General features: G+C 42.2%; 16 protein-coding genes and 1 pseudogene. 12 read left to right on the forward strand and 5 right to left on the reverse strand.

Translation table 11 applies throughout. The features are described 5' to 3' along the window. Window positions 1-71: 71 nt before the first annotated feature. Entirely contained in the window at window positions 72-1,328 is a 1,257-nt protein-coding gene (gene tyrS, locus ADI86_RS06650) for a tyrosine--tRNA ligase (RefSeq protein WP_049532284.1), read from the reverse strand. Between the two features lie 141 nt (window positions 1,329-1,469). Between tyrS and pbp1b the strand changes: the two genes are divergently transcribed. From pbp1b to ADI86_RS06680, 6 genes are all read left to right on the forward strand, one after another. Beyond that, on the forward strand, window positions 1,470-3,935 hold the full coding sequence (gene pbp1b / locus ADI86_RS06655; protein WP_049532285.1) for a penicillin-binding protein PBP1B: 2,466 nt from the start codon (window positions 1,470-1,472) through the stop codon (window positions 3,933-3,935). A gap of 82 nt (window positions 3,936-4,017) precedes the next feature. Then, the gene (locus ADI86_RS06660) at window positions 4,018-4,929 is read left to right on the forward strand and encodes a DMT family transporter (protein WP_049532299.1); all 912 of its coding nucleotides are present in this window, start codon (window positions 4,018-4,020) and stop codon (window positions 4,927-4,929) included. A 228-nt stretch (window positions 4,930-5,157) separates the two neighbouring features. Further along, a complete protein-coding gene (gene dapD, locus ADI86_RS06665; RefSeq protein ID WP_049532286.1) occupies window positions 5,158-5,856 on the forward strand; it encodes a 2,3,4,5-tetrahydropyridine-2,6-dicarboxylate N-acetyltransferase in 699 nt (232 codons plus the stop codon). 68 nt (window positions 5,857-5,924) lie between these two features. Beyond that, window positions 5,925-7,055, forward strand: a complete 1,131-nt coding sequence (locus ADI86_RS06670; protein ID WP_049532287.1) for an N-acetyldiaminopimelate deacetylase — start codon at window positions 5,925-5,927, stop codon at window positions 7,053-7,055. A gap of 11 nt (window positions 7,056-7,066) precedes the next feature. Next, window positions 7,067-7,606, forward strand: a complete 540-nt coding sequence (locus ADI86_RS06675; RefSeq protein WP_049532288.1) for a 5-formyltetrahydrofolate cyclo-ligase — start codon at window positions 7,067-7,069, stop codon at window positions 7,604-7,606. Beyond that, a complete protein-coding gene (locus ADI86_RS06680; protein WP_049532289.1) occupies window positions 7,590-8,267 on the forward strand; it encodes a rhomboid family intramembrane serine protease in 678 nt (225 codons plus the stop codon). The genes ADI86_RS06675 and ADI86_RS06680 overlap by 17 nt, the downstream gene beginning before the upstream one ends. A 65-nt stretch (window positions 8,268-8,332) precedes the next feature. On the opposite strand, the gene galU is transcribed toward ADI86_RS06680, so the two are convergent. The 4 genes from galU to argS all read right to left on the reverse strand — a co-directional run bounded on the left by galU (window position 8,333) and on the right by argS (window position 12,671). Then, a complete protein-coding gene (galU, locus tag ADI86_RS06685; protein ID WP_049532290.1) occupies window positions 8,333-9,232 on the reverse strand; it encodes a UTP--glucose-1-phosphate uridylyltransferase GalU in 900 nt (299 codons plus the stop codon). Window positions 9,233-9,253: 21 nt separating this feature from the next. After that, window positions 9,254-10,270, reverse strand: a complete 1,017-nt coding sequence (locus tag ADI86_RS06690; protein ID WP_049532291.1) for an NAD(P)H-dependent glycerol-3-phosphate dehydrogenase — start codon at window positions 10,268-10,270, stop codon at window positions 9,254-9,256. A 274-nt stretch (window positions 10,271-10,544) separates the two neighbouring features. Beyond that, window positions 10,545-10,790: a hypothetical protein gene (locus tag ADI86_RS06695; protein ID WP_049532292.1), complete on the reverse strand. Its 246-nt coding sequence runs from the start codon at window positions 10,788-10,790 to the stop codon at window positions 10,545-10,547. Between the two features lie 189 nt (window positions 10,791-10,979). Further along, the gene (gene argS, locus ADI86_RS06700; protein WP_049532293.1) at window positions 10,980-12,671 is read right to left on the reverse strand and encodes an arginine--tRNA ligase; all 1,692 of its coding nucleotides are present in this window, start codon (window positions 12,669-12,671) and stop codon (window positions 10,980-10,982) included. 135 nt (window positions 12,672-12,806) lie between these two features. On the opposite strand from argS, the gene argR reads away from it, so the two are divergent. From argR to ADI86_RS11220, 6 genes and pseudogenes are all read left to right on the forward strand, one after another. Further along, window positions 12,807-13,253: an arginine repressor gene (gene argR / locus ADI86_RS06705; RefSeq protein WP_001231476.1), complete on the forward strand. Its 447-nt coding sequence runs from the start codon at window positions 12,807-12,809 to the stop codon at window positions 13,251-13,253. A 50-nt stretch (window positions 13,254-13,303) separates the two neighbouring features. Further along, window positions 13,304-15,838, forward strand: a complete 2,535-nt coding sequence (mutS, locus tag ADI86_RS06710) for a DNA mismatch repair protein MutS (protein ID WP_049532294.1) — start codon at window positions 13,304-13,306, stop codon at window positions 15,836-15,838. A 147-nt stretch (window positions 15,839-15,985) separates the two neighbouring features. Then, complete coding sequence (gene patA / locus ADI86_RS06715; protein WP_049532296.1) at window positions 15,986-17,692, forward strand: multidrug efflux ABC transporter subunit PatA; 1,707 nt, start codon at window positions 15,986-15,988, stop codon at window positions 17,690-17,692. A gap of 1 nt (window position 17,693) precedes the next feature. After that, on the forward strand, window positions 17,694-19,460 hold the full coding sequence (gene patB / locus ADI86_RS06720; RefSeq protein ID WP_049532297.1) for a multidrug efflux ABC transporter subunit PatB: 1,767 nt from the start codon (window positions 17,694-17,696) through the stop codon (window positions 19,458-19,460). 241 nt (window positions 19,461-19,701) lie between these two features. Further along, complete coding sequence (locus ADI86_RS06725) at window positions 19,702-20,391, forward strand: gamma-glutamyl-gamma-aminobutyrate hydrolase family protein (protein WP_049532298.1); 690 nt, start codon at window positions 19,702-19,704, stop codon at window positions 20,389-20,391. Between the two features lie 67 nt (window positions 20,392-20,458). Then, window positions 20,459-21,698 (forward strand): annotated as a pseudogene (locus tag ADI86_RS11220) (IS3 family transposase); the annotation flags it as partial.

Raw genomic sequence — 21,698 nt, forward strand, 5'->3', positions numbered from 1 at the left:
ACTATTCACAGCAAAAAGGAGTTACCTTTCTCGAGGGTAACTCCTTTTTTTATAGGTAAATGTTGAACAATTTAGTAAGTCAATACAAAGTATTTTTTCTTACCACGACGGATAACAGTCAGTTCATTCTCTAACTTATCTGCGTCATTCAAGACATAGTCAAGGTCCTGAATACGGTCGCCGTTGACGTAGATAGCTCCGTTTTGGACGTCTTCACGGGCTTGGCGTTTGGAGTTAACCACACCAGATGAGACGAGAAGTTCTACGATATTGTGGTTTTCATCTGCTTGAACTTGGTAGTTTGGTACTCCACGAAGTCCTTGTTTGAGCTCTTTGACAGAAAGGTTTTTGATGTTTCCGGCAAAGAGTTGCTCGGTGATGTTGAGGGCTTCTTTGTAAGCTTCTTCGCCGTGAACAAGTGTTACGACTTCACGAGCGAGGATTTTTTGTGCCGAGCGTTCGTGTGGTGCTGCTTCAAATTGTTTGCGGATGTCTTCAATCTCATCCAGTGACAAGAAGGTAAAAATCTTCAAGAAGCGAACAGCGTCAGCGTCCATGACGTTCATCCAAAATTGGTACATTTCGTATGGAGAAGTCTTTTCAGGATTGAGCCAAACTGCGTTTCCTTCTGATTTACCAAATTTCTTACCAGTTGCATCTGTAATCAGTGGAACAGTAATTACGTGACCAGTCTTGTCAGCCTTACGACGAAGCAACTCAGTACCAGCTGTCATATTTCCCCATTGGTCTGATCCGCCGATTTGAAGGGTTACATTGTGTTCTTGGTTAAGGACAAAGAAGTCGTAACCTTGCATGATTTGGTAGGCAAACTCAGTGTATGAAATTCCTGTTTCAATTCGTTTTTTCACAGACTCCTTGCTCATCATGTAGTTGACAGTGAAGTATTTTCCGATATCACGGAGGAAGTCAATGAAGCTGATGCTGCCAAACCAGTCGTAGTTGTTGACCATGACAGCTTTATTTTCACCATTTTCAAAATCAAGAAAGCGAGAAAGTTGTCCTTGGATAGACTTGACCCAGCCATCTACTGTGTCTTTTGTTTGGAGACTACGCTCAGCATCTTTGAAGGACGGATCTCCGATGAGACCTGTAGCACCGCCAACGAGCGCATAAGGTTTGTGACCTGCTAACTGCAAGCGACGACTTGTCAAGATTGCGACAAGGTGGCCTAGGTGGAGGCTGTCAGCAGTTGGATCGTAGCCAGTATAATAAGAAACTTGACCTTCTTCTAGGGCTTTACGCAAAGCTTCTTCATCAGTCGTTTGAAAAATCAAACCACGCTCTTTTAGCTCATCAAAAATGTGCATGTGTCTTTTCTCCTTTTTAAAAATATTGTTTCTAACTATTGTATCACAAACTCGGGCAATAGCCTAGCAGAATAGGGAAGAAAGTGGCTATTTTATTGAAAGTTTACCTTTTATGGTATAATAGATAGAGTGAGGAAATCCATGCAAAATCAATTAAATGAAATAAAACGAAAAATGCTGGAATTTTTCCAGCAAAAACAAAGAAATAAAAAAAACGCTAAATCAGGCAAGAAAGGTTCAAGTGCTGAAAAATCTAAATCTCTAGATAGGCCAGCCATTTTTCCAGCTATTTTACTGAGTATAAAAGCCCTATTTAACTTACTCTTTGTGCTCGGTTTTCTAGGAGGGATGTTGGGAGCTGGGATTGCTTTGGGGTATGGAGTGGCCTTATTTGACAAGGTTCGGGTACCTCAGACAGAAGAATTGGTGCATCAAGTCAAGGACATCTCTTCTATTTCAGAGATCACCTATGCGGATGGGACGGTGATTGCTTCTATAGAGAGTGATTTGTTGCGCACTTCTATCTCATCTGAGCAAATTTCGGAAAATCTGAAGAAGGCTATCATTGCGACGGAAGATGAACACTTCAAAGAACATAAGGGTGTAGTACCTAAGGCAGTGATTCGTGCGACCTTGGGGAAATTTGTAGGGTTGGGTTCCTCAAGTGGGGGGTCAACCTTGACCCAGCAACTGATTAAACAGCAGGTGGTTGGGGACGCACCGACCTTGGCTCGTAAGGCGACAGAGATTGTGGATGCTCTTGCCTTGGAACGCGCCATGAATAAAGATGAGATTTTAACGACCTATCTCAATGTGGCTCCATTTGGTCGAAATAATAAGGGGCAGAATATTGCAGGAGCTCAGCAGGCAGCTGAGGGGATTTTCGGTGTAGATGCCAGCCAGTTGACGGTTCCTCAAGCAGCATTTTTAGCAGGACTTCCACAGAGTCCCATTACCTATTCTCCTTATGAAAATACTGGAGAGTTGAAGAGTGATGAAGATCTAGAAATTGGCTTAAGACGGGCTAAGGCAGTTCTTTACAGTATGTATCGCACAGGTGCATTAAGTCAAGACGAGTATTCTCAGTACAAGAATTATGACCTCAAACAGGACTTTTTACCATCGGGCACGGTCACAGGAATTTCACGAGACTACTTATATTTTACAACTTTGGCAGAAGCTCAAGAACGTATGTATGACTATCTAGCTCAGAGAGACAATGTCTCCGCTAAGGAGTTGAAAAATGAGGCAACTCAGAAGTTTTATCGCGATTTGGCAGCCAAGGAAATTGAAAATGGTGGTTATAAGATTACTACTACCATAGATCAGAAAATTCATTCTGCCATGCAAAATGCGGTTGCTGACTATGGCTATCTTTTAGACGATGGCACAGGTCGTGTAGAGGTAGGGAATGTCCTGATGGACAACCAAACAGGTGCTATTCTAGGCTTTGTAGGTGGTCGCAATTATCAAGAAAATCAAAATAATCATGCCTTTGATACCAAACGTTCGCCAGCTTCTACTACCAAACCTTTGCTGGCCTACGGTATTGCTATTGATCAGGGCTTGATGGGAAGCGAAACGATTCTATCTAACTATCCAACAAACTTTGCTAATGGCAATCCGATTATGTATGCTAATAGCAAGGGGACAGGAATGATGACTTTGGGAGAAGCCTTGAACTATTCATGGAATATCCCTGCTTACTGGACCTATCGTATGCTTCGTGAAAAGGGTGTTGATGTCAAGGGTTATATGGAAAAGATGGGCTACGAGATTCCTGAGTACGGTATTGAGAGCCTGCCAATGGGTGGTGGTATTGAAGTCACAGTGGCCCAGCATACCAATGGCTATCAGACATTGGCTAATAACGGAGTTTATCATCAGAAGCATGTGATTTCAAAAATTGAATCTTCTGATGGTAAAATCATTTATGAATTTCAAGATAAACCTGTTCAGGTTTATTCTAAAGCGACAGCGACGATTATGCAGGGATTGTTACGAGAAGTTCTGTCCTCTCGTGTAACAACAACCTTTAAACCGAATTTAGCTTCTTTAAATTCGACATTAGCTAGTGCAGATTGGATTGGGAAGACTGGTACAACCAACCAAGACGAGAATATGTGGCTCATGCTTTCTACTCCTAAATTAACTTTAGGTGGTTGGATTGGGCATGATGATAATCATTCATTATCTCGTAGAGCAGGATATTCAAATAACTCTAATTATATGGCTCATCTGGTTAATGCCATCCAAGAGTCTGAACCTGGAATTTGGGGGAACGAGCGATTCTCTTTAGATCCTAGTGTAGTAAAATCAGAAGTCCTGAAATCAACAGGCCAGAAACCAGGTAAAGTTTCTGTTGAAGGAAAAGAGGTAGAGGTCACAGGTTCGACTGTTACCAGCTATTGGGCTAATAAGGCAGGAGCGCCAGCGACCAGTTATCGCTTTGCTATTGGTGGAAGTGATGCGGATTATCAGAATGCTTGGTCTAGCATTGTGGGGAGTCTACCAACTCCATCAAGCTTCAGCAGTTCAAGTAGTAGTTCTAACAACAGTGGCAATTCAAGCGCTACTAGACCTTCTTCTTCAAGGACGAGACGATAAGTTCTTTAAACTTTTCTAAATGAAGTGGCTAATCAATGGATTGCCACTTTTTTCTTTTGTCCTTTCGTGTTACAATAAAGGTATGAATCAGTATCAGAAAAAGATTGTTAAAGGAACCATTTATTCGCTCCTATCCGGCTTAATCTGGGGCATCTGTGGAATTTTAGGAGAGTATTTCTTTACTCATTATCAGGTGTCTTCCGGCTGGATTACCTCTATGCGTTTGACACTGGCAGGGAGTCTTGTACTCATTTGGTCTGCAATGCAATTAAAATCGCAAGTGTTAGATATCTGGCGAGATAAGAAAAATTACCTACCCTTTTTAGCTTATGCTATTTTGGGGATTTTTTCAGTTCAGTATTTTTTCTATCTCTGTGTAGAATACTCAAATGCAGCGACAGCGACTATTTTACAGTTTATCAGTCCTGTCTTTATCCTCTTTTATAATCGCTTGGTTTATCAAAAACGAGCGTCAAAAAGCGCTATTTTCTATGTTTTGGTTGCCATGCTGGGTGTTTGCCTGATGGCGACAAAGGGTGATTTCTCTCGGTTATCCATGACTCCACTAGCCCTTATAACAGGTCTGCTAAGTGCTATGGGGGTTATGTTTAATGTTATCTTGCCCCAACCTTTTGCTAAGCGTTATGGTTTTGTTCCCACGGTTGGGTGGGGGATGATTTTGGCAGGTTTATTTAGCAATGTTCTTTCGCCGGTTTACCATCTTTCCTTTACTCCGGATATTTGGAGTATATTGATTTGTCTCATTATCGCTTTCTTTGGAACAGCTTTTGCTTTTTTTATTTCCATGAAGGCTGTGTCCTTGGTTTCTCCTTTGGTGGTTTCCGTTATCAGTGCCAGTGAACCTCTGTCTTCCGCCTTATTGAGTGTTTTATTTTTAGGTTTGGTAGTGGATTGGTCCCTTCTTCTAGCAATGGTCTTGATTATTTTACCTATGATTTTCCTATCGATAGAAGAAGCGAAAGAAAGTAAATAAAAAGTCTTTTCTTAATTCTAAAAGTGTGCTATACTAGAATAGTCAATAAAACACGGGGAGATAGTTGTGAAGAGTGTTTTTAGGTTGTATCGGTAGGGGCCTGCTTTTACCGACAGCACGTTTTATCTCACATCCCTAAAAATCATACCTAAAAACAAACAAAAAGGCTTCAAATTTGAGGCCTTTTTTGGTAGAATAGGTATCATTAAAATGAACTAGGAGGCGCCTATGACTGCTACAAAAATGAACGCACAAGAAATTATCCAATTTATCGCCAATGCTGAAAAGAAAACCAGTGTTAAAGTAACCTTTGAGGGAGAGCTTGCAACTACTGTACCTAGCTCTGTTGTCAAATTAGGGAATGTCTTATTTGGAGACTGGAAGGACGTGGCTCCGCTTTTAGAAGGTTTAGTAGAAAATCAAGACTATGTTGTTGAGCAAGATGCTCGTAATTCTGCAGTTCCTTTGCTAGATAAACGTGCTATCAATGCTCGTATCGAGCCAGGTGCTATTATTCGTGATCAAGTTGAAATTGGTGACAATGCTGTTATCATGATGGGAGCTGTTATCAATATTGGTGCTGAAATTGGTGCAGGAACTATGATTGACATGGGGGCTATCCTTGGTGGCCGTGCTATCGTTGGGAAAAACAGTCACGTTGGTGCAGGTGCCGTTCTTGCAGGTGTGATTGAGCCAGCTAGCGCTGAACCAGTCCGTGTAGGAGACAATGTTCTTATCGGGGCCAATGCAGTGGTTATCGAAGGAGTCCAAATCGGTAGTGGTTCAGTTGTTGCAGCAGGAGCTATCGTTACCCAAGATGTCCCAGAAAACGTGGTGGTAGCAGGTGTTCCAGCTCGTATTATAAAAGAGATTGATGCTCAAACCCAACAAAAAACAGCGCTAGAGGATGCGCTTCGTACCTTGTAATTTGTAAAAGAAAAATAGAGGCGGAACCCTTTTTCCAGCCTCTTTCTGCTATATAGGAGGATAGATAGATGTTAGATTTGATTCAGACTAGACGAGATTTGCACCAGATTCCAGAGATTGGCTTGGAGGAGTTCAAGACTCAGGCTTACTTGCTGGATGTGATTGAAAAATTGACTGCGGGCAAGAATTTTGTTCAAGTTCGTACTTGGCGGACAGGGATTTTGGTTTATTTGCAGGGAAGTCAACCAGAGCGAACCATTGGTTGGCGAACAGACATTGATGGCTTGCCTATCGTCGAACAAACAGGATTTCCTTTCGCTTCTCAGCACCAAGGTCGCATGCACGCCTGTGGACATGATTTTCATATGACTATTGCCTTGGGCTGTCTTGAGCGAGCCCTTGAGGAGCAACCAAAGAACAATCTGCTCTTTCTGTTTCAGCCTGCTGAAGAAAATGAAGCTGGTGGTATGCTCATGTATGAGGATGGCGCTTTTGGAGACTGGTTGCCAGACCAGTTTTATGGTCTTCATGTTCGACCAGATTTGAAAGTCGGTCAGATTGCGACCAATACGCATACACTCTTTGCCGGGACTTGCGAGGTGAAGATCCGTTTCAAGGGTAAAGGGGGACACGCAGCCTTTCCGCATGAAGCTAATGATGCCTTGGTGGCTGCTAGTTACTTTGTGACCCAGGTGCAGTCAGTCGTCAGCCGTAATGTTAACCCAATCGAGGGAGCAGTGGTGACCTTTGGTGTTTTTCAGGCTGGAACAACTAACAATGTCATCACAGACACAGCCTTTTTGCATGGGACTATTCGGGCCTTAACTCAGGACATGAGTCTCTTGGTGCAAAAGAGGGTTAAAACAGTTGCAGAAGGCGTTGCAGCAGCCTTTGATATGGAAGTTGAAGTGGAACTCAAACAAGGTGGTTACCTGCCTGTTGAGAACAATCCAGCCTTGGCGCGTGAACTAATGGACTTCTTTGAAGAAAAAGACGGAATTGAGTTGATTGATATCGAGCCTGCTATGACAGGTGAGGACTTTGGTTATCTCCTATCAAAGGTTGATGGGGTTATGTTTTGGCTTGGGATTGATAGTCCTTATGCCCTTCATCACCCTCAGATGAGTCCTAAGGAAGAAGCCTTAGCTATTGGGGTGGATGCGGTCTCTAGTTTCCTGAAAAAGAAGGCAGCAGAGTAGAGGAATTGTCTATGAAATCAGAATTACGTAAGCAAGTCTTGCAAGAAATGAAGGCTTTACCTCAAGAGCAAAAACAGGCTATGGATCAAGCTTTAACTGAGCGTTTCTTACAAAACTCCTTTTACCAAGAAGCTAAGATCATCGCAAGCTACCTCTCTTTTCCGCACGAATTTCAAACGCAGGGATTGATTGAGCAGGCGCTGAAGGACGGCAAGAAGGTTCTGATACCTAAAACCTATCCCAAAGGTCGCATGGACTTTGTGGTCTATCATCCACAGCAGTTGATAAAAACTTCCTTTGGATTACTGGAACCGCAGGGAGATTTGGAAGTTGTGGATGCCTCTCAGATTGATTTGATTCATGTTCCTGGCTTGGCTTTTACGACGGATGGCTATCGGGTTGGATACGGTGGAGGTTATTATGACCGCTATCTGGAACAGTTTTCTGGTCATACTTTGAGTACGGTTTATCCTTGTCAAGTTCAGGACTTTATGCCTGAAAACCATGATATTCCTGTTGAGGAGGTATTAATTGATGAAGGAAATCTTTGATAGACGTTATCCTGTGACGAGTTTTTTCCTCTTAGTGACGGCCTTGGTGTTTCTACTAATGTTGGTGACTACAGGTGGAAACTTTGATAGGGCAGATACCTTATTTCGATTTGGAGCCATGTATGGACCTGCTATTCGTCTATTTCCTGAGCAGACTTGGCGTCTCTTGTCGGCCATTTTTGTTCATATTGGTTGGGAGCATTTTATTGTCAACGTGCTTTCGCTCTATTATCTTGGTAGGCAAGTAGAGGAGATTTTCGGATCCAAAAAGTTTTTCTTTCTCTATCTCTTATCTGGAATGATGGGCAATCTCTTTGTTTTTGTATTTAGTCCCAAATCCTTAGCAGCAGGAGCCTCGACTTCTCTCTATGGGCTATTTGCCGCGATTATCATTCTTCGCTATGCAACGCGTAATCCTTATATCCAGCAGTTGGGTCAATCCTATCTGACACTTTTTGTGGTTAACATTATTGGAAGTGTTCTGATTCCAGGAATCAGCCTAGCAGGCCATATCGGAGGTGCAGTCGGTGGAGCATTTCTAGCAGCTATCTTTCCAGTTCGAGGAGAAAGACGGATGTATAGTGCTAGCCAGAGGCTAGGAGCAGTAGTCTTGTTTTTAGGACTCGCAGTTTTGCTTTTCTACAAGGGAATGGGAATGTGATAATTCTGTAAGAAAATTTGTGTAATGGAAAAAGATAAGGCATTTTTGAACCTTATCTTTTTATGCTATTCCTTCTCAGCCAATTCTTTTCCCAGCTGGATGATGTAATCTTTCATGTCATCTTTGACTTGTGGGTGCTTGAGTGCGTAGTCAATAGATGTTTTCATAAAGCCAAACTTATCGCCAACGTCGTAACGAGCTCCTGTAAATTCACGGGCGAAAACACGTTGTGTTTTATTGAGCGTATCAATAGCGTCGGTAAGCTGGATTTCATTTCCAGCACCGGGAGCTTGATTTTCTAGGATTTCAAAAATTTCTGGTGTAAGCAGATAGCGTCCGATGATTGCCAAATCACTTGGAGCATCTTCTGGAGCTGGTTTTTCAACGAAAGTTTCAACGCTATAGAGACCATTGATTCCTTCTCCTTGAGGAGCGATAACCCCGTATGATGAAACGTCTTCATGAGGTACAGGCATGACAGCAATGGTTGATGCGTGAGTCGTCTCGTAATCGTTCATCAATTGTTTTGTCAAAGGAACAGCATGGTCATCTGTGATGTCCATAAGGTCGTCACCCAGCATGACAACGAATGGCTCATTCCCTACAAAAGCTTTTGCTTGTAAGACAGCATCGCCAAGACCACGAGGATGAGTTTGGCGGATAAAATGAAGGCGCATACCAGTTGCTTCATCTACCAATTTTAACAAATCCGTTTTGCCTTTTTCCTTAAGATTGTATTCAAGCTCAAAGTTTGAGTCAAAGTGGTCTTCAATAGAACGTTTTGATTTACCAGTGACAACCAGAATATCTTCAATACCTGATTTAAGAGCTTCTTCTACGATAAATTGGATAGTTGGTTTGTCCACAATTGGCAACATTTCTTTAGCAAGTGCTTTGGTTGCTGGTAAAAATCGAGTCCCGAGTCCAGCGGCAGGGATGACTGCCTTTCTAACTTTTGATGTCATAAGAATCCTTTCTTTAGAGGGTTAAGACCACTCATTTTCTGCTTTAAATTCATTGTTCATGATGTCATAAATGGCATCTTTGATATTTGTTCCGTGGTAGATAACTTGGTAAATAGCCTGCGTAATGGGCATATAGACTCCAAGTTCTTGGGCTAGTTCATAGGCTGCTCGAGTCGTTGAGATTCCTTCGATTACCATACCCATATTGGCTTCGATATCAGCTAGAGGCTCTCCACGACCAAGAGCATCTCCAGCTCTCCAGTTACGAGAGTGGATGGAGGTTCCCGTTACGATCAAATCTCCCACACCAGATAAGCCGCTATAGGTTAGTGGACTAGCCCCGAGTGCTACCCCTAGGCGGGTAATTTCTGCCAAGCCTCGAGCGATGATGGCTGCCTTAGCATTGTCACCAAATCCCAGACCATGTAAAGCTCCAGCACCGACAGCAATAATGTTTTTAAGAGCACCAGCAGTTTCGACTCCGATAACATCCGTATTGGTATAAAGTCGGAAGTAGTGATTACTAAAGAGCTCTTGAACGTATTGAGCTGTTTGTAAATCTTTAGAAGCAGCAGTGATTAAAGTTAGGTCACGCACAATGGTCTCTTCTGCATGACTAGGCCCTGAAACAACGACGATATCACTGCGGAGATGTTCAGGAATTTCTTCTTCAAGGATGGTTGATAATCGTTTATGGCTATCAGGTTCTAATCCCTTTGATGCGTGCATGATGATAGCCTTATGGTCTAAGGTTTTTGCAACCTGCTGGGCAACAAGTCGTGTCACTTTTGTTGGGACAACAAACAAAATCGCATCTACATCTTTCAGTGCCTCTGCTAAATCGGTGTAGGCAATGATATTTTCATCTAGAACGACATCTTTAAAGTAGTGCTTGTTAGTATGAAAGGTATTAATTTCATTGATTTGTTCGGGAAGATTTCCCCAAATACGTACCTTGTGTCCATTGTCATTTAAGACTTGTGAAAGGGCAGTTCCCCAAGAACCAGGCCCCAAGACGGCGACGGTTTGTTTTTCCATGATTTCCTCCTTAATAGAGTTCTTTCTCTTATTCTATCATATTCTAGAGGATTTTGCACTTGCATTACTGGGAAGTGGTTGCTTTGTTATACTCAATGAAAATCAAAGAGCAAACTAGGAAGCTAGCCGCAGGCTGTACTTGAGTACGGTAAGGAGACGCTGACGTGGTTTGAATTTGATTTTCGAAGAGTATTACTTGAAAAATACACAAAAACCGAGACTAAGTATTAAACTCTCAGTCTCGGTTTTGATTTTAGTTATAGTATAGCTAGGTTTATTTCAATTGATCCGTAATGTCTTTTGATAGCAACATTCCCAGATGATAAGTTTTATTGATGTAAGCAATGACATCATTGATATTTTCAGTCGTGTGAATTTTCTCTTTGATGTCAGTTCTAAATGTTTCATCCTTCAACAGTTGTTCTTGGTAGAGTCTTTGAAGTCTTTCCTTCTCGTACTTATTAAGCAGAAAAAGGAATACCAAGCTAATCACAACGAGGATATAAGCATATTGGCTCATAGGATATCTCCCTGTATGATAAAGAAGTAGTAGTGAGTAAAGCGTTTAGGTAAGTATCTCAGGTTACGACGTTCTGGGACATAAATCGATAATATTATGTCACAGAACTAGTGAAGCAGTTAGCTAGTCCGCATATAAGCGGCTAGCGTCCAACAATTAGGAACTTTAGTTCCAATTGTTAGTACTGAATCACATCTTCTCAGGCGCTTCTACTCCAAGCAAGCGAAGGGCTTCTTTGAGAACGACTGCGGTTGCGTAGCTGAGAGCTAGACGGCTGTCGCGTTCTGGGCTTTCATCCAAGATACGCGTGTGTGCATAGTATTTGTTAAAGGCTTGAGCCAGGCTAATTGCAAATTTAGCAATGATAGAAGGTTCAAAGTTATCCGCCGCACGGTTGATAATACGTGGGAAGTCTTGGATGAGTTTGATGATTTCCCAGCTTTCAGCATCATTCAAGCTATAGTTGCTAGCTGTTTCTGGTTTGAAGTCTGCTTTGCGCAAGATAGATTGGATACGAGCGTAGGCGTATTGAACATAAGGTCCAGTTTCACCCTCGAAGGATACCATAGCCTCTAAGTCGAAGTCGTATCCATTTGTACGGTCGGTTTTGAGGTCATAGAATTTAATGGCTCCAACCCCAACAGCATGGGCTACTTGGTCTTTGTTTTCTAGTTCAGGATTTTTAGCCTCAATTTGGGCTTTGGCACGACTAACGGCCTCTGCAACAGTAGGTTCTAGCAAGATGACATTCCCTTTACGAGTAGAGAGTTTTTTCCCTTCTTTTGTAACTAAACCAAAAGGAACGTGAGTAATGTCGTCACTCCAATCGTAGCCCATCTCTTGCAAGACAGCTTTGAGCTGTTTAAAGTGGGCAGATTGCTCTTGACCAACAACGTAGATGGATTTAGCAAATTGGTATTCGTTTTTACGGTAAAGGGCTGCAGCCAAGTCACGTGTGATGTAGAGAGTTGCACCATCAGATTTCTTGATAAGGGCTGGATGTTCAATTCCATATTTCTCAAGGTTGACAACTTGGGCACCCTCTGATTCAATAAGAAGCCCTTTTTCAGAAAGAATGTCTACAACTGCATCCATCTTATCGTTGTAGAAAGCTTCTCCATTGTAGCTGTCAAATTCGACTTGCAATTCATTGTAAAGACGGTTAAATTCCACCAAACTTTCATCACGGAACCATTGCCAAAGAGCGAGAGCTTCCTCATCTCCATTTTCAAGTTTACGGAACCATTCGCGCGCTTCTTCATCCAAGCTAGGGTCATTTTCAGCCTCAGCATTGATGCGGACGTAGAGTTTAAGGAGTTCATCAATTGGATGAGCTTTTACAGCTTCTTCGTCACCCCATTTTTTGTAGGCAACAATCAGCATCCCAAACTGCTTACCCCAGTCTCCTAAATGATTGACCTTGACCGTTTGATAACCGATTTTTTGGAAAATATGTGACAAGCTATCTCCGATAACAGTTGAGCGTAGGTGACCAATAGAAAATGGTTTAGCGATATTGGGACTAGACATGTCGATAACAACATTTTCTTGTTTGCCAATAGTTTGGTCAGCATAGTGTTCTTTTTCAGTGATAACAGCTTGTAATACTTGAGCAGAAATGGCAGATTTATCAAGGAAAAAGTTAACGTAAGGTCCCGTTGCAACAACCTTTTCAAAGGCTTGGCTGTTAATCTTTTCAGCTAGTTCAGCCGCAATCATTTGAGGTGCTTTACGTTCGACTTTTGCAAGTGAAAAAGCAGGGAAAGCAATGTCTCCCATTTCTGAGTTTTTAGGGGTTTCCAGTAAATTTAAAATAGCCTCTTGGTCCAGGCTATCAATGACGCTAGCCAACTCGCTAGCAATCAATTCTTTTGTATTCATTAAGAGCTCCTTTTTGGACTTTTCTACTATTTTATCACAATTTTAAAGAAAGAAGAAAAAATTTTTGAAATCTCCTGTTTTTTTGGTATAATATAGTTATAAAATTAGTTATAAATATTCACATAAGAGGATTTTATGAGAAAAAGAGATCGTCATCAGTTAATAAAAAAAATGATTACTGAGGAGAAATTAAGTACACAAAAAGAAATTCAAGATCGCTTGGAGGCGCACAATGTTTTTGTGACGCAGACAACCCTATCTCGTGATTTGCGCGAAATCGGCTTGACCAAGGTCAAGAAAAATGATATGGTGTATTATGTACTAGCAAATGAGACAGAAAAGATTGATTTGGTGGAATTTTTGTCTCATCATTTAGAAGGTGTTGCAAGAGCAGAGTTTACCTTGGTACTTCATACCAAATTGGGAGAAGCCTCTGTTTTGGCAAATATTGTAGATGCAAACAAGGATGAATGGATTTTAGGAACAGTTGCTGGTGCCAATACCTTATTGGTCATTTGTCGAGACCAGCACGTTGCCAAACTCATGGAAGATCGTTTGCTAGATTTGATGAAAGATAAGTAAGGTCTTGGGAGTTACTCTCAAGACTTATTTTTGACAAGGAGAGACGGAAAATGGCGACAGAAAAGCTATCACCTGGCATGCAACAGTATGTGGATATTAAAAAGCAATATCCAGATGCGTTTTTGCTCTTTCGGATGGGTGATTTTTATGAATTATTTTATGAGGATGCGGTCAATGCTGCGCAGATTCTGGAAATTTCCTTAACGAGTCGCAACAAGAATGCGGACAATCCGATTCCTATGGCAGGTGTCCCTTATCATTCTGCCCAACAGTACATCGATGTCTTGATTGAGCAGGGCTATAAGGTAGCTATCGCAGAGCAGATGGAAGATCCTAAACAAGCTGTTGGGGTTGTGAAACGAGAAGTTGTTCAGGTTATTACGCCAGGGACAGTGGTCGATAGCAGTAAGCCAGACAGTCAGAACAACTTCTTGGTTGCTATAGATCGTGATGGCAGTCAATTTGGCCTCGCTTATATGGACCTGGTGACGGGTGACTTTTATGTGACAGGTCTTTTGGATTTCACGCTAGTTTGTGGGGAAATCCGCAATCTCAAGGCGCGAGAAGTGGTGCTGGGCTATGACTTGTCTGAGGAAGAAGAACAAATCCTCAGTCGCCAGATGAATCTGGTACTCTCTTATGAAAAAGAAAGCTTTGAAGACCTTCATTTACTGGATTCACGATTAGCAGCTGTGGAGCAAGCGGCATCTAGTAAGTTGCTCCAGTATGTCCATCGGACTCAGATGCGCGAATTGAACCACCTCAAACCTGTTATCCGCTATGAAATCAAGGATTTCTTGCAGATGGATTATGCGACCAAGGCTAGTCTGGATTTGGTTGAGAATGCTCGTTCAGGCAAGAAGCAAGGCAGTCTTTTCTGGCTTTTGGATGAAACCAAAACAGCCATGGGTATGCGTCTGTTACGTTCTTGGATTCATCGTCCTTTGATTGATAAGGAACGAATCGTCCAACGTCAAGAAGTGGTTCAGGTCTTTCTCGACCATTTCTTTGAGCGTAGTGATTTGACAGACAGTCTCAAGGGTGTGTATGATATCGAACGCTTGGCCAGTCGGGTTTCTTTTGGCAAAACCAATCCTAAGGATCTCTTGCAGCTAGCGACCACCTTGTCTAGTGTGCCAAGGATTCGTGCGATTTTAGAAGGGATGGAGCAACCTGCTCTAGCCTATCTGATCGCACAATTGGATGGAATCCCTGAGTTGGAGAGCTTGATTAGCGCAGCGATTGCTCCTAAAGCTCCTCATGTGATTACAGAAGGTGGCATTATTCGGACTGGATTTGATGAGACTTTGGATAAGTACCGTCGCGTTCTCAGAGAAGGGACTAGCTGGATTGCTGAGATTGAGGCTAAGGAGCGAGAAAACTCTGGTATCAGCACGCTTAAGATTGACTACAATAAGAAGGATGGTTACTATTTCCATGTGACCAATTCTCAACTGGGAAATGTGCCTGCTCACTTTTTCCGCAAGGCAACGCTGAAAAACTCAGAACGCTTTGGAACCGAAGAATTAGCCCGTATCGAGGGAGATATGCTGGAGGCGCGTGAGAAGTCAGCTAACCTAGAGTACGAAATTTTTATGCGTATTCGTGAAGAAGTCAGCAAGTACATCCAACGTTTACAAGCTCTAGCTCAAGGAATTGCGACAGTTGATGTCTTACAGAGTCTGGCGGTTGTGGCTGAAACCCAGCATTTGATTCGACCAGAGTTCGGAGAGGATTCACAAATCGATATCCAGAAAGGGCGCCATGCTGTCGTTGAAAAGGTTATGGGGGCTCAGACCTATATTCCAAATACAATTCAGATGGCAGAAGATACCAGTATTCAACTGATTACAGGGCCCAACATGAGCGGGAAATCAACCTATATGCGTCAGTTAGCCATGACGGCGGTTATGGCTCAGTTGGGTTCTTATGTGCCAGCAGAAAGCGCCCATTTACCGATTTTTGATGCGATTTTTACCCGTATCGGAGCAGCAGATGACTTAGTTTCGGGTCAATCAACCTTCATGGTAGAGATGATGGAGGCCAATAATGCCATTTCGCATGCGACTAAGAATTCCTTGATTCTCTTTGATGAGTTAGGACGAGGAACTGCAACTTATGACGGGATGGCTCTTGCTCAGTCTATCATCGAATACATCCATGAGCATATTGGAGCCAAGACCCTCTTTGCGACCCACTACCATGAGTTGACTAGTCTGGAGTCCAGCTTGGAACACTTGGTCAATGTCCACGTGTCAACCTTAGAGCAGGATGGGCAGGTTACCTTCCTTCACAAGATTGAACCGGGGCCAGCTGATAAATCCTACGGTATCCATGTTGCCAAGATTGCTGGCTTGCCAGCAGACCTTTTAGCAAGGGCGGATAAGATTTTGACTCAGCTAGAGAATCAGGGAACAGAGAGTCCTGCTCCCATGAGACAAACAAGTGCTGTCACAGAACAGATTTCACTCTTTGATACGGCAGAAGAACATCCTATCCTAGAAGAATTAGCTAAACTGGATGTTTACAACATGACACCTATGCAGGCTATGAATGTTTTGGTTGAGTTCAAACAGAAACTATAAAACCAAGATTCACTAGTTAATCTAACTGTATCAAGGAAACTTCTTTGACAATTCCCCGCTTTTTTGCTAGAATAACATCACACAAACAGAATGAGAAGGAGCTGACGCATTGTCGCTCCCTTTTGTCTATTTTTTTAAGGAGAAAGTATGCTGATTCAGAAAATAAAAACCTACAAGTGGCAGGCCTTGGCTTCGCTCCTGATGACAGGCTTGATGGTTGCTAGTTCACTTTTGCAACCGCGTTATTTGCAGGAAGTCTTAGACGCCCTCTTTGCTGGGGAATATGAAGCTATTTATAGTATCGGGGTTTGGTTGATTGGTGTGGCCTTGGTTGGTCTGGTTGCTGGTGGGCTCAATGTTGTCCTTGCAGCCTATATTGCCCAAGGAGTTTCATCTGACCTTCGGGAGGATGCCTTCCGTAAAATTCAAACCTTTTCTTATGCCAATATTGAACAATTTAATGCGGGCAATCTAGTCGTTCGCATGACAAATGATATCAACCAGATTCAGAACGTGGTCATGATGACCTTCCAAATTCTCTTCAGACTTCCCCTCTTGTTCATAGGGTCGTTTATCCTGGCGGTTCAAACTTTACCCTCTCTGTGGTGGGTGATTGTTCTCATGGTAGTCTTGATTTTTGGTTTGACTGCTGTCATGATGGGAATGATGGGACCTCGTTTTGCCAAGTTTCAAACCCTTCTTGAGCGCATCAATGCCATTGCCAAGGAAAATCTACGCGGTGTTCGTGTGGTCAAGTCCTTTGTCCAAGAAAAAGAGCAATTTGCTAAGTTTACGGAGGTTTCAGACGAGCTTCTTGGTCAAAACCTTTACATCGGTTATGCCTTTTCAGTAGTGGAACCTTTCATGATGTTGGTCGGTTATGGGGCGGTATTCCTCTCTATTTGGCTAGTTGCGGGGATGGTTCAGTCGGATCCGTCGGTTGTGGGTTCCATTGCTTCCTTTGTCAATTATCTTAGCCAGATTATCTTTACCATTGTTATGGTTGGATTTTTGGGAAATTCTGTCAGTCGTGCCATGATTTCCATGCGTCGTATTCGAGAAATTCTTGACGCAGAGCCAGCTATGACTTTCAAGGATGTACCAGATGAAGAGTTAGTCGGAAGTCTTAGCTTTGAAAATGTGACCTTTACCTATCCAATGGATAAGGAACCGATGCTGAAAGATGTGACCTTTACCATCGAACCCGGTCAAATGGTTGGTGTAGTTGGAGCGACTGGTGCAGGGAAATCGACCTTGGCTCAATTGATTCCACGTCTCTTTGACCCACAGGAAGGGGCCATCAAAATCGGAGGCAAGGATATTCGAGAAGTGAGTGAAGGAACCCTGCGTAAAACTGTTTCTATCGTTCTCCAACGTGCCATTCTCTTCAGTGGAACGATTGCAGATAACTTGAGACAGGGTAAGGGAGATGCCACTCTATTTGAAATGGAGCGCGCAGCCAATATTGCCCAAGCCAGTGAATTCATTCATCGTATGGAGAAAACCTTCGAAAGTCCAGTTGAAGAGCGGGGAACCAACTTCTCAGGTGGGCAAAAACAAAGGATGTCGATTGCTCGTGGAATTGTCAGCAATCCACGTATTCTGATTTTTGACGATTCGACCTCAGCCTTGGATGCCAAGTCAGAGCGTCTGGTTCAAGAAGCCTTGAATAAGGACTTGAAGGGGACAACAACCATTATTATCGCGCAAAAGATTAGCTCGGTTGTCCATGCAGATAAAATCTTGGTTCTAGATCAAGGACGATTGATTGGTCAAGGTACGCATGCAGACTTGGTTGCCAACAATGCCGTTTACCGTGAAATCTACGAAACACAGAAAGGAAAGGAGGAGTAAAATGAAGACAGTTCAATTTTTTTGGCATTATTTTAAAGTCTATAAGCTATCATTTGTAGTTGTTATCCTGATGATTGTTTTAGCGACTCTTGCCCAAGCCCTCTTTCCAGTCTTTTCTGGACAAGCAGTGACGCAGCTAGCTAATTTAGTGCAAGCTTATCAAGATGGCAATCCAGAACTTGTTTGGCAAAGTTTATCAGGAATCATGGTCAATCTTGGCCTGCTGGTTTTGGTTCTATTTATCTCCAGTGTGATATACATGTGTCTCATGACGCGCGTGATTGCAGAGTCGACCAACGAGATGCGCAAAGGCCTCTTCGGTAAGCTTGCTCGTTTGACGGTCTCTTTCTTTGACCGCCGACAAGATGGCGATATCCTATCTCGTTTTACCAGTGATTTGGATAATATCCTCCAAGCCTTTAACGAGAGCTTGATTCAGGTCATGAGCAATATTGTTTTATATCTTGGTCTGATTCTTGTCATGTTTTCTAGAAATGTGACGCTGGCTCTCATCACCATTGCCAGCACACCAGTAGCCTTCCTTATGCTGATTTTCATCGTGAAAATGGCGCGCAAATACACCAACCTCCAGCAAAAAGAGGTAGGGAAGCTCAACGCCTATATGGATGAGAGTATCTCAGGCCAAAAAGCTGTCATTGTCCAAGGCATTCAAGAGGATATGATGGCAGGATTTATTGAACAAAATGAGAGCGTGCGCAAGGCAACCTTTAAAGGAAGAATGTTCTCAGGAATTCTTTTCCCTGTCATGAATGGGATGAGTCTGGTTAATACAGCCATCGTCATCTTTGCGGGTTCGGCTGTCCTATTAAATGATAGGACTATTGAAACAAGTACAGCCCTAGGTTTGATTGTTATGTTTGCCCAATTTTCTCAGCAGTACTACCAGCCTATTATTCAAGTTGCAGCTAGTTGGGGAAGCCTTCAGTTAGCCTTTACAGGGGCTGAACGGATTCAGGAAATGTTTGATGCAGAGGAAGAAATCCGACCTGAAAAGGCTCCGACCTTCACTAAGTTGCAAGAAGGTGTTGAAATCAGTCATATTGATTTTTCATACTTGCCTGATAAACCTATTTTGAAAGATGTCAGCATTTCCGCTCCGAAAGGTCAGATGACAGCAGTTGTTGGTCCGACTGGGTCAGGGAAAACGACTATTATGAATCTCATCAATCGCTTTTATGATGTTGATGCTGGCGGTATTTATTTTGACGGAAAAGACATTCGTGACTATGATTTAGATAGTCTCAGAAGCAAGGTGGGAATTGTCTTGCAAGATTCGGTCTTGTTTAGCGGAACGATTCGAGACAATATCCGTTTCGGTGTGCCAGATGCTAGTCAAGAAATGGTTGAGGCAGCAGCCAAGGCAACCCACATTCACGACTATATCGAAAGTTTGCCTGATAAATATGATACTCTTATCGATGATGATCAGAGCATCTTCTCAACAGGACAGAAACAATTGATTTCTATCGCTCGAACCCTGATGACAGATCCAGAAGTTCTCATTCTAGATGAAGCTACTTCAAACGTAGATACGGTGACAGAAAGTAAGATTCAGCATGCCATGGAGGCGGTTGTAGCAGGCAGAACCAGTTTCGTCATTGCTCACCGCTTAAAAACCATTCTCAATGCAGATCAGATTATTGTCCTTAAGGATGGAGAAGTCATTGAACGTGGTAACCACCATGAACTCTTGAAGCTAGGTGGCTTCTATTCAGAACTCTATCACAATCAATTTGTTTTTGAATAAGAAAAAGTTGTCCTGTGTGGGCAGCTTTTTCTTGTCCATAAAAAATTTTTATCACAGCCTTAAAAAAACATATTAGACGAAAGTCATTTTGAGTGATATGATAGGACTATCGTTATACTAAATGAAAATCAAAGAGCAAACTAGGAAGCTAGTCGCAAGCTGTACTTGAGTACGGTAAGGCGACGCTGACGTAGTTTGAAGAGATTTTCGAAGAGTATTAACATTCGAAAGGAGAGACATCATGGCTAGAACGGTTGTAGGAGTTGCTGCAAATCTATGTCCCGTAGACGCAGAAGGCAAAAACATTCATTCATCTGTATCTTGTAGATTCGCAGAGAGCATTCGTCAAGTCGGTGGTCTCCCTTTAGTCATTCCTGTTGGTGATGAGTCAGTTGTACGCGATTATGTGGAAATGATTGACAGACTCATTTTGACAGGCGGTCAAAATGTCCACCCTCAGTTTTATGGAGAGAAAAAGACCATCGAGAGCGATGATTACAATCTAGTGCGTGATGAGTTTGAATTGGCCCTCTTGAAAGAAGCGCTTTGTCAGAATAAACCAATTATGGCAATCTGTCGCGGTGTTCAACTTGTCAATGTTGCCTTTGGTGGAACCCTCAATCAAGAAATCGAAGGTCACTGGCAAGGACTGCCTTTTGGGACATCTCACTCTATTGAGACAGTGGAAGGAAGCGTGGTGGCTAAGCTATTTGGAAAAGAAAGTCAGGTCAACTCCGTACATCGTCAGAGTATCAAAGATTTGGCACCTAATTTCCGTGTAACTGCTATTGATCCGAGAGATCAAACCATCGAAGCGATTGAGTCTATCGACGAGCACCGCATTATCGGTTTGCAGTGGCATCCAGAGTTTCTGGTTAATGAAGAAGATGGCAATTTAGAATTATTTGAGTATTTATTGAATGAACTGTAACGACTGGTGTATTGAACTGCACCCCAAAAGTTAGACACTAAAAAACTAACTTTTGGGGTGTTTTATTATGAAATTAACTTATGAGGATAAAGTTCAGATCTATGAACTTAGAAAGCAAGGTCAAAGCTTCAAGCAGCTTTCAAAAAGATTTGGAGTGGATATTTCTGGACTAAAGTACATGGTGAAATTAATTGACCGTTATGGAATAGACAGTGTCAAAAAAGGAAAGAATCGTTACTATTCTTCAGAACTAAAACAAAAAATGATTGATAAAGTCTTACTTGAAGGTCGTTCACGAAGAAGTGTAAGCCTTGATTTTGCTCTCCCAAACCAAGGAATGCTTTCGAATTGGCTGGCACAATACAAAAAAAACGGGTATACTATTGTTGAGAAAACAAGAGGGAGACCATCTAAAATGGGACGTAAACCAAAGAAAAAAACTGAAGAGATGACAGATTTAGAACGTCTTCAAGCAGAAAGACAGAAATTGTTCGAGAATTAATTACTGATTTTTCGTTAGATATTCTTCTAAAAGCCATTAAACTCGCTCGTTCGACCTACTACTATCATGTGAAACAGCTAGACAAACCAGATAAAGATCAAGAGATTAAAGCTGAAATTCAATCCATTTTTACCGAACACAAGGGAAATTACGGATATCGTCGAATTCATTTAGAATTAAGAAATCGTGGTTATGTGGTCAATCATAAAAGAGTTCAACGCTTGATGAAGGTCCTTGGCTTAACAGCTCGAATTCGTCGGAAACGAAAGTATTCTTCCTACCAAGGAGACATTGGTAAGAAGGCAGAGAATCTCATTCAACGTCAATTTGAAGGCTCTAAACCAGTGGAAAAGTGTTATACGGATGTGACAGAATTTGCCATTCCAGCAAGCAGCCAAAAGCTCTATTTATCGCCAGTTTTAGATGGATTTAATAGCGAAATTATCGCCTATAATCTTTCTAGGTCACCAAACTTAGCACAAGTAAAAAAGATGTTAGAACAAGCCTTCACAAAGAAATACTACGAGAACACTATTCTCCATAGTGACCAGGGATGGCAATATCAACACGATTCTTATCATCAGATTTTGCAGGATAAGGGAATCCAACCGTCCATGTCACGTAAGGGTAATAGTCCAGATAATGGTATGATGGAATCCTTCTTTGGCATTTTGAAATCCGAAATGTTTTATGGTTATGAGGCTACCTTTCAGTCACTTGAGCAATTAGAACAAGCTATTGTAGACTATATTGATTATTACAACAACAAACGAATTAAGGTAAAACTAAAAGGACTTAGTCCTGT

The organism is Streptococcus pseudopneumoniae (genome assembly GCF_001074975.1).
Classification (GTDB): domain Bacteria; phylum Bacillota; class Bacilli; order Lactobacillales; family Streptococcaceae; genus Streptococcus; species Streptococcus pseudopneumoniae_D.